Source organism: Roseimaritima sediminicola (assembly GCF_009618275.1).
Lineage (GTDB): Bacteria > Planctomycetota > Planctomycetia > Pirellulales > Pirellulaceae > Roseimaritima > Roseimaritima sediminicola.
Genome location: NZ_WIAD01000066.1, coordinates 22,227 through 29,087, shown reverse-complemented (window position 1 = coordinate 29,087; position 6,861 = coordinate 22,227). Strand labels below are relative to the sequence as shown.

Genomic DNA, 6,861 nt, shown 5'->3' with positions numbered 1-6,861 from the left:
TGGAACTCACTAGAGTTCCAGGTCGTAGGTTTCACCGGCGTCGGTGCGCAGCTGCGCCGAGATGATCTCTTCGGAATCATCGAAATGCGTGATGCTCTTGACCGTCAGTTCGCCATCGCCTTTGGAGCCGTCGACGGTGTAGACGAACGTTTCGTCATCGGGATGGGCCAATGAGGCGGAGAAGTCGACTTCGATCGACTCGATTTCGCCGATGTGTTCCTTAATCGTCGGATGATCGCGGAGCTGGATGCGGATGTCCTGGGCCACGGTATTCATGCCAAAGGACATCATTCCCCAGATGGCACCACAGCACAGCAGAACGCCGAGCACGATGCTGGCGCCCAGGCAGCCCAGAATCCACGGCAGCTTGCTGCGCGGTGGCGGAGCGTCGTCGAAACGGCCGTGGGAAACTCGCTGATTCGGATCGACCGCAGCATAGGGCGGATGGGGGCGATTGGAAGAGAAGTCGTCGGCCATGATGCTGCAGTGCTGTTACGAGGAGGCGAGTGCCACCTTTATGGCCTCGCCGCCCGCGGCATGCAAGTCCGCATCTGCCGCAACGTGCTGAATCGCGAAGCGATGGCAGTTGATAGCCTCGGATGGCAATCCGAGGTAGGACCGCCCCCCAAGATACGTCAGGAGTCGCGGAGCGACGGCAGTCGTTTGTGCTCGTGCCTTACAGCGTCCATCGAGGAATTGCGTCGCGCAAGCCAAAGGTCGTCGCTTCGCGACTATCCGTGGGGTGGGGTGTGGCCGACCTGGGATTGGCATCCCAGGCTATCGACGGTCGTTGCTTCGCAACTGGCGATTCTCTGCGAGCCTCCAATAGTAGCTCGGCTGTCCTCTGCCGCAACGTGCTGAATCGCGAAGCGATGGTAGTTGATAGCCTCGGATGACAATCCGAGGTAGGACCGCCCCCAAGATACGTCGGGAGTCGCGGAGCGACGGCAGGCGTTTGTGCTCGTGCCTTACAGCGTCCATCGAGGAATTGCGTCGCGCAAGCCAAAGGTCGTCGCTTCGCGACTATCCATGGGGTGGGGTGTTGCCGACCTGGGATTGCCATCCCAGGCTATCGACGGTCGTTGCTTCGCAACTGGCGATGCTCTTGCGAGCCCCCAATAGTAGCTCGGCTGTCCTTAGCCGCAACGCGCTGAATCGCGAAGCGATGGCAGTTGATAGCCTCGGATGGCAATCCGAGATAGGACCGCCCCCGAGATACGTCAGGAGTCGCGGAGCGACGGCAGTCGTTTGTGCTCGTGCCTTACAGCGACCATCGAGGCATTGCGTCGCGCAAGCCAAAGGTCGTCGCTTCGCGACTATCCGTGGGGTGGGGTGTAGCCGACCTGGGATTGCCATCCCAGGCTATCGACGGTCGTTGCTTCGCAACTGGCGATTCTCTTGCGAGCCTCCAATAGTAGCTCGGCTGTCCTCAGCCGCAACGCGCTGAATCGCGAAGCGATGGCAGTTGATAGCCTCGGATGGCAATCCGAGGTAGGACCGCCCCCAAGATACGTCAGGAGTCGCGGAGCGACGGCAGTCGTTTGTGCCCGTGCTTTACAGCGTCCATCGAGGAATTGCGTCGCGCAAGCCAAAGGTCGTCGCTTCGCGACTATCCATGGGGTGGGGTGTAGCCGACCTGGGATTGGCATCCCAGGCTATCGACGGTCGTTGCTTCGCAACTGGCGATTCTCTGTGAGCCCCCAATAGTAGCTCGGCTGTCCTCAGCCGCAACGCGCTGAATCGCGATGCGATGGCAGTTGATAGCCTCGGATGGCAATCCGAGATAGGACCGCCCCCAAGATACGTCAGGAGTCGCGGAGCGACGGCAGGCGTTTGTGCTCGTGCCTTACAGCGACCATCGAGGCATTGCGTCGCGCAAGCCAAAGGTCGTCGCTTCGCGACTATCCGTGGGGTGGGGTGTAGCCGACCTGGGATTGGCATCCCAGGCTATCGACGGTCGTTGCTTCGCAACTGGCGATTCTCTTGCGAGCCTCCAATAGTAGCTCGGCTGTCCTCAGCCGAATCACGATCGAACCGTGGGCTAGCGCCCGGCGGCTGATAAAACCGTGGGCTAGCGCCCGGCGGCTGATAAAACCGTGGGCTAGCGCCCGGCGGCTGATAAAACCGTGGGCTAGCGCCCGGCGGCTGATAGAACTGCGGGCTGGCGGCTCAGCGAAAATGGCGTAGGAAACGGTCGCGGTAGTCGGGCATCTCGGCGGCCAAACGACGGGACAGCGATCCGGGCGGAGAATGCGCCTGTAGGTCCTGCAGGAAACCGGTCAGCACACGCCGCGATTGGTCGCTCTCGTGCAACAGAAAATGCACCCACGCCCAGGCGTCGCGGTACTGAGCTGCGTGCATCTCGCTGACCCCGTCCAGATTCTCCAGCCGTTCCAGATCCGGTACGCGGCCGACCAGGGCTCGCAGCCCGACGGTGCGGTGGTGCGGGCTGCCGGTGGCCCGCTGGGCGGGCGGCGCTTCGAAGTACTCGGCCAGGCCCTCGTCCAACCACAGCGGGACGTAGGGCAGCGACGCGTTCAGCAGGGCGTGCGTCGTTTCGTGCCGCAGATCAACCTCCATGTTGCGGTTCTCGTATGCGAAAACCATGCCCGGTCCGCGACGTTTGACGAACAACGCTTGGCGGTCCGGGATGTTCGGGAAGTACAGCCGCAGGTAGTCGCGGTAGTTGTGATGCTGGGCGAACAGAATCAAATGAACCGGTTCGTCGTGGATGCGGATCTGCAGCTGTTCTTGCAGCTGTGGCTTGAGGTCGGCCAGCTGGTTCAGCAGCTTGCGTCGCGAGCTGGTGTCATAATCCGAATGCACGTGAAACGTGCCGACCTGGGTTTCGAAAGGCCAGCGGGCCGGCGCCGCGGTATTGGTGCGATTGGGTTCGACCGCCCACGACGCACTCGGAAGCAGCAGCCCGAGCATCAGGATCATGCTTCGCATCAGGCGGCCTTGCGTCCCAGCAGAAAGTTGGCGGCCAGCTGCAACCAATGACCCTGCGAGCGGACCGGCGGCAGGTGCGCGACGCTGCGGCCTTCGGCAACGGCTCGCGGGTTGTCACAGCACATCGCTACGGCCAGCGCGTGCCCGACGTGCCCTTGAGCTTTCTCGAACGCGCGGCGCATGCGTGGCGGCCGGCGACGGCTGCCGTGGGCGTCGGTGGCCAGGAAGTGGCACCAGCCATTGCCGACGATCGATTCGGCCAGGTGCTGTGGTTCTTCGCCGAACGCGCCGACGTAGCTGTCGGCGGTCACCTGCATCAGGCAACCGGCGCGGACCAGCGGTTCGATGACCTGTGGCTGGCGCAAAATCCCCTGATTGCGTTCGGGGTGACTGAGGATGCCCACCATGCCCAGGGCGTGCAGTTGATCCAGGACCGGTTCGAGCGGCTGGTACAGTTCGTGCGGCAATTCCAACAGCACGTGGTGACGATAATCGCCCAGGGTCAGGCAGTCGCCGCTTTTGAGACGCTCGATCATCTCCGCATCGATTCGCACATCGGCTCCCGGCAAGACGCGCAGCGGCACGCCATTGGCCGAGAGCCACTGCTGCAGTTGGTCGGTACGATGCCGAATGGTTTGTCCCAGCGTCTCGCTGTAGTTCCCCAGTTGATGCGGGGTGACGATGACCGTGTCGGTGCCGTCGGCCACCATCTGCTGGGCCATCTCCAGCGACTCTTCCCAGGATCGCGAACCGTCGTCGATCCCCGGTAGCAAGTGACAGTGAATATCGACAAACCCGGACGGTGAGGGGCGAGCTGTTTCGGTCATCGTTCTGGGGGATTAGCGGGAGAGCGAAACGAGAGAGACCGGGGAACTAGCGATGCAGCAGGTCCGCGTCCAGGGCCACGCTGTCGCGGTAGTCATAGGGGTGGAAGTATCGCGCCAGGACCTCGCTCAATCGATGCAGGAAGACGCGGCGGAAGCGGGCTTCGGTGGTCTCGCTGGTGTACTGTCCGCCGGTGATCGGATAGGAGTAATCGTCGACGTGGCGGCGGAACTCGCGTTTGCCCGACTCCACGTCGAAGACCGTCGTCGTCGCGCTGACCTGTCCCCGGAACAACGTCGCTCCGTCGCGAAGTTTCAGGCCGGTCAACTCGTAGGCCACCACCTTGTCGGCTTTGACCCCGCGGCCGATGGCCAGAAAATCCACCTGGTCCCAGTTATTGGTGTCACGCCAGGCATCGATTTCGTCCTCGCGAACGACGTCGATCTCTTTGATCTGTTCGCTCAGGATGCCGCTGACTTCGCGGCTGACCATGCGGGCGGCGATGTCGTCGCTGTACTGGCTGCTATCGGTGACCACGATGACGGCCACCCGTTGTTCCTCAAGACCATCGAATTCGGCGGGAACCAGATCGCCGCCGGCGGAATACAGCAGGGTCGAAACCAGGCCCATGCAACCGGTTTGAGTGAGGGCCGTTGCGCAGATGACCAACAGTGCGTATAGGCGGTTGCGGGTTACCAGATGCATCGCGAATCCTTTCGCAGCGTGTTCGTAGTATTCAAGCTCGGCAGGCCGAACATTCAAGCTCGGCAGGCCGAACGTTCAAGCCAGCAGGCGGAACGTCCAGTCCACCAGCGTCACAGTCAAGGCGATCACCAGTACGATGGCCAACAGGGGCATCATGTGCGGCGCCGGTCGCCGTCCACTGGTCGCCCAGTAGGCCAACAGCGGGATCGCGACCAGGGCGATCAACGCGAACATAAACCCGCCGGCGTTGGTGGCAAAACTGGTCAACCATCGGCCATCGGTAAAGTGAGCCCAGGATGTGGTCATCCCGCACGCCGGACAGCGTACGCCCCACAGAACCACCGCCGTACAGGGAGGCAATCCCAGTTGTCGGTGCGTTCCCATTCCTTGAGGATTTGGGTCCAATCGCCAAGCGGTCAGCAGCAATCCTGCCAGAACCGCTGCAGCAACCGCCCACACCACGCGTTGAAACCAACCCGCTGCTGCGGACGCGGCGACAGTAGAACATGGGACCGATGGCGGCAAGACTGATTTCTCCTGGACTTACGACGCAGTCGGCCGGTTGCGGCTTGGCCTGCGAGCATTCAACTTCTAATGTATAGACGTTTCGCCCCGAAAGCGTGAACCGGCCCTTCGTTGAGAGAAAATCCTTTTATGTCCGACCGCAATCTGCAATCGTTCCCCGACAAAGCGGCCCTCAGCCGCGGCGCGTGCCAGCGTCTGGTCACGCTCGCCAAGGAATGTATCGATCAAAACGGTGTGTTTCAGATTTCCCTGTCCGGAGGCTCCACACCCCAGCAGCTGTACCAGTTGCTCGCCGAAACCGACCTGCCGTGGGACCGCATCCGTTGGTTCTGGGGCGACGACCGCTGTGTGCCCCATGACCACGCCGACAGCAATTACCGGATGGTTCGCGAAGCGTTGCTGGACCGCATCGACGCCGATCCGGCAACCGTATTCCCCGTTCCGGTCGATACCGAGGATCCGGCCGCGGCGGCCGCTCAATACGAGGAAACCCTCCGGCAAGCATTCGCCGGCCAGGATTATCCGCAGTGGGATCTGGCCCTGCAGGGCATGGGCGACGACGCGCACACCGCCAGCTTATTTCCCGAAACCAAAGCCATCGACGAACAACAGCGCTGGTTCGTGGAGAACTGGGTGCCCAAATTCGATACGCACCGCTTTACCCTGACGGCCAACGCAATTAATTCGGCTCGCAACATCTGGTTCCTGATCAGCGGCGACAACAAACGCGACGCCCTACAGAGCGTTTGGAACGGGCCGCAGCAGCCGGCGAAATACCCGTCCCAGCTCGTCCGTCCCGACCATCCGGGGCTCCTCTGGTGGGTCACCGAAGACGCGTTACCTTGACCTGGTTGCGTTTGGCGATTGCCCGGCCGGCCAGCCAACACAGCAGGGCCCACACCAGGCCGGCCGTCCAGCCCGCCAGCACGTCTGTCGGGTAATGCACGCCCATGTAGATCCGGCTGATTCCGATCAAGAACGTCAGCAGCAACGCCGAGCCGATCACGTAACAACGCAGCTTGACGTGCTGTAAAACCGGTGCGATCAACACGCCAAGGGTCAGGTAGACGACGGCCGACATCATCGAGTGGCCGCTGGGAAAACTGCTGGTATAGACCCGCGCGAGATGCTCGACGACGTCCGGCCGTGGCCGATCAAACCAGTGTTTCATCGCCAAACTGATCCCGATTCCCGTGCCGGTCGACAGCAACAGGAAACCCATCATTCGGTACGATCGATTGATGGCCAGGAAACCGGCGGCCGCGGCGATCACCAGACACAGCACCGTCACGCCGCCCAGCCCGGTGACGTCCCGGCCGGCTTCGTGCAACCACGTCGGCCCGATCGGACGCGATAGGTCTCCGGGGGTTCGCAACTGGATGATCGCCCAACGATCAAACTCGCCGGTGTCGCCTTCGCCCACCTCATCGGCCAGGGCAATGAATCCCCAGGTCCCCAGCACCACCAACAACACGGCCAGCAAGGCGATCGGTTCCCGGCCGCGAAGGAAACGGTACGCGGCTCCCAGCGGTCGTACGATCCAGCCCGTCTTCACGATCGGCCCCTTTCGTTTGAAGATGTTCCGTGGTGGTTGTTGATTGCCGATCCGTTCCGGCAACCCGCGCGGTCTCGTCCGGCAACCCGCGCGGTCGATTCTAGCTTGTGCGCCGGAGCGAAGCGAGCAGCTCGGGCGTCGGCCCGGGCGCGTAAGCGGTTGGCACTGCCGAAGACGTTCCAGTCGGCTGGTCTAGCGGAGGTTCGAGCGCCCTACGGCCGGATTGACGCGGGGTAAGTCTCCGTAAAGGGGTCTGGGCCCCTCTGTGGGTGGATTGATTCCGCCGCGCATTCGATGGT

General features: G+C 62.3%; 7 protein-coding genes. 1 reads left to right on the top strand and 6 read right to left on the bottom strand.

The genetic code is table 11. From position 1 onward, the window contains the following. Positions 1-9: 9 nt before the first annotated feature. The 5 genes from GE027_RS20720 to GE027_RS20700 all read right to left on the bottom strand — a co-directional run bounded on the left by GE027_RS20720 (position 10) and on the right by GE027_RS20700 (position 4,866). Positions 10-477: a Coa1/Tim21 domain-containing protein gene (locus GE027_RS20720; RefSeq protein ID WP_153559139.1), complete on the bottom strand. Its 468-nt coding sequence runs from the start codon at positions 475-477 to the stop codon at positions 10-12. Between the two features lie 1,692 nt (positions 478-2,169). Continuing rightward, a complete protein-coding gene (locus GE027_RS20715; RefSeq protein WP_153559138.1) occupies positions 2,170-2,952 on the bottom strand; it encodes a hypothetical protein in 783 nt (260 codons plus the stop codon). After that, positions 2,952-3,779 (bottom strand): tyrosine-protein phosphatase, encoded by an 828-nt coding sequence (locus GE027_RS20710; RefSeq protein WP_153559137.1) that lies wholly within the window; start codon positions 3,777-3,779, stop codon positions 2,952-2,954. Before GE027_RS20710 ends, GE027_RS20715 begins: the two co-directional genes overlap by 1 nt. Before the next feature lie 46 nt (positions 3,780-3,825). Then, positions 3,826-4,482 carry a hypothetical protein gene (locus GE027_RS20705; RefSeq protein ID WP_153559136.1) on the bottom strand — a complete coding sequence of 219 codons (657 nt, stop codon included), beginning with the start codon at positions 4,480-4,482 and terminating at the stop codon, positions 3,826-3,828. Positions 4,483-4,557: 75 nt separating this feature from the next. Further along, positions 4,558-4,866: a DUF2752 domain-containing protein gene (locus GE027_RS20700; RefSeq protein WP_153559135.1), complete on the bottom strand. Its 309-nt coding sequence runs from the start codon at positions 4,864-4,866 to the stop codon at positions 4,558-4,560. Positions 4,867-5,136: 270 nt separating this feature from the next. On the opposite strand from GE027_RS20700, the gene pgl reads away from it, so the two are divergent. Next, a complete protein-coding gene (pgl, locus tag GE027_RS20695; RefSeq protein ID WP_153559134.1) occupies positions 5,137-5,853 on the top strand; it encodes a 6-phosphogluconolactonase in 717 nt (238 codons plus the stop codon). On the opposite strand, the gene GE027_RS20690 is transcribed toward pgl, so the two are convergent. Further along, positions 5,831-6,562 carry a phosphatase PAP2 family protein gene (locus GE027_RS20690; protein WP_237607699.1) on the bottom strand — a complete coding sequence of 244 codons (732 nt, stop codon included), beginning with the start codon at positions 6,560-6,562 and terminating at the stop codon, positions 5,831-5,833. The two genes, pgl and GE027_RS20690, sit on opposite strands and share 23 nt — an antisense overlap. Between the last annotated feature and the right edge of the window lie 299 nt (positions 6,563-6,861).

Bases quoted from the DNA above. Each gene is read 5' to 3' on its own strand.
- GE027_RS20700 (WP_153559135.1), bottom strand. From the start codon at position 4,866: ATGGGAACGCACCGACAACTGGGATTGCCTCCCTGTACGGCGGTGGTT.
- GE027_RS20715 (WP_153559138.1), bottom strand. From the start codon at position 2,952: ATGCGAAGCATGATCCTGATGCTCGGGCTGCTGCTTCCGAGTGCGTCG.
- GE027_RS20710 (WP_153559137.1), bottom strand. From the start codon at position 3,779: ATGACCGAAACAGCTCGCCCCTCACCGTCCGGGTTTGTCGATATTCAC.
- GE027_RS20705 (WP_153559136.1), bottom strand. From the start codon at position 4,482: ATGCATCTGGTAACCCGCAACCGCCTATACGCACTGTTGGTCATCTGC.
- GE027_RS20720 (WP_153559139.1), bottom strand. From the start codon at position 477: ATGGCCGACGACTTCTCTTCCAATCGCCCCCATCCGCCCTATGCTGCG.
- pgl (WP_153559134.1), top strand. From the start codon at position 5,137: ATGTCCGACCGCAATCTGCAATCGTTCCCCGACAAAGCGGCCCTCAGC.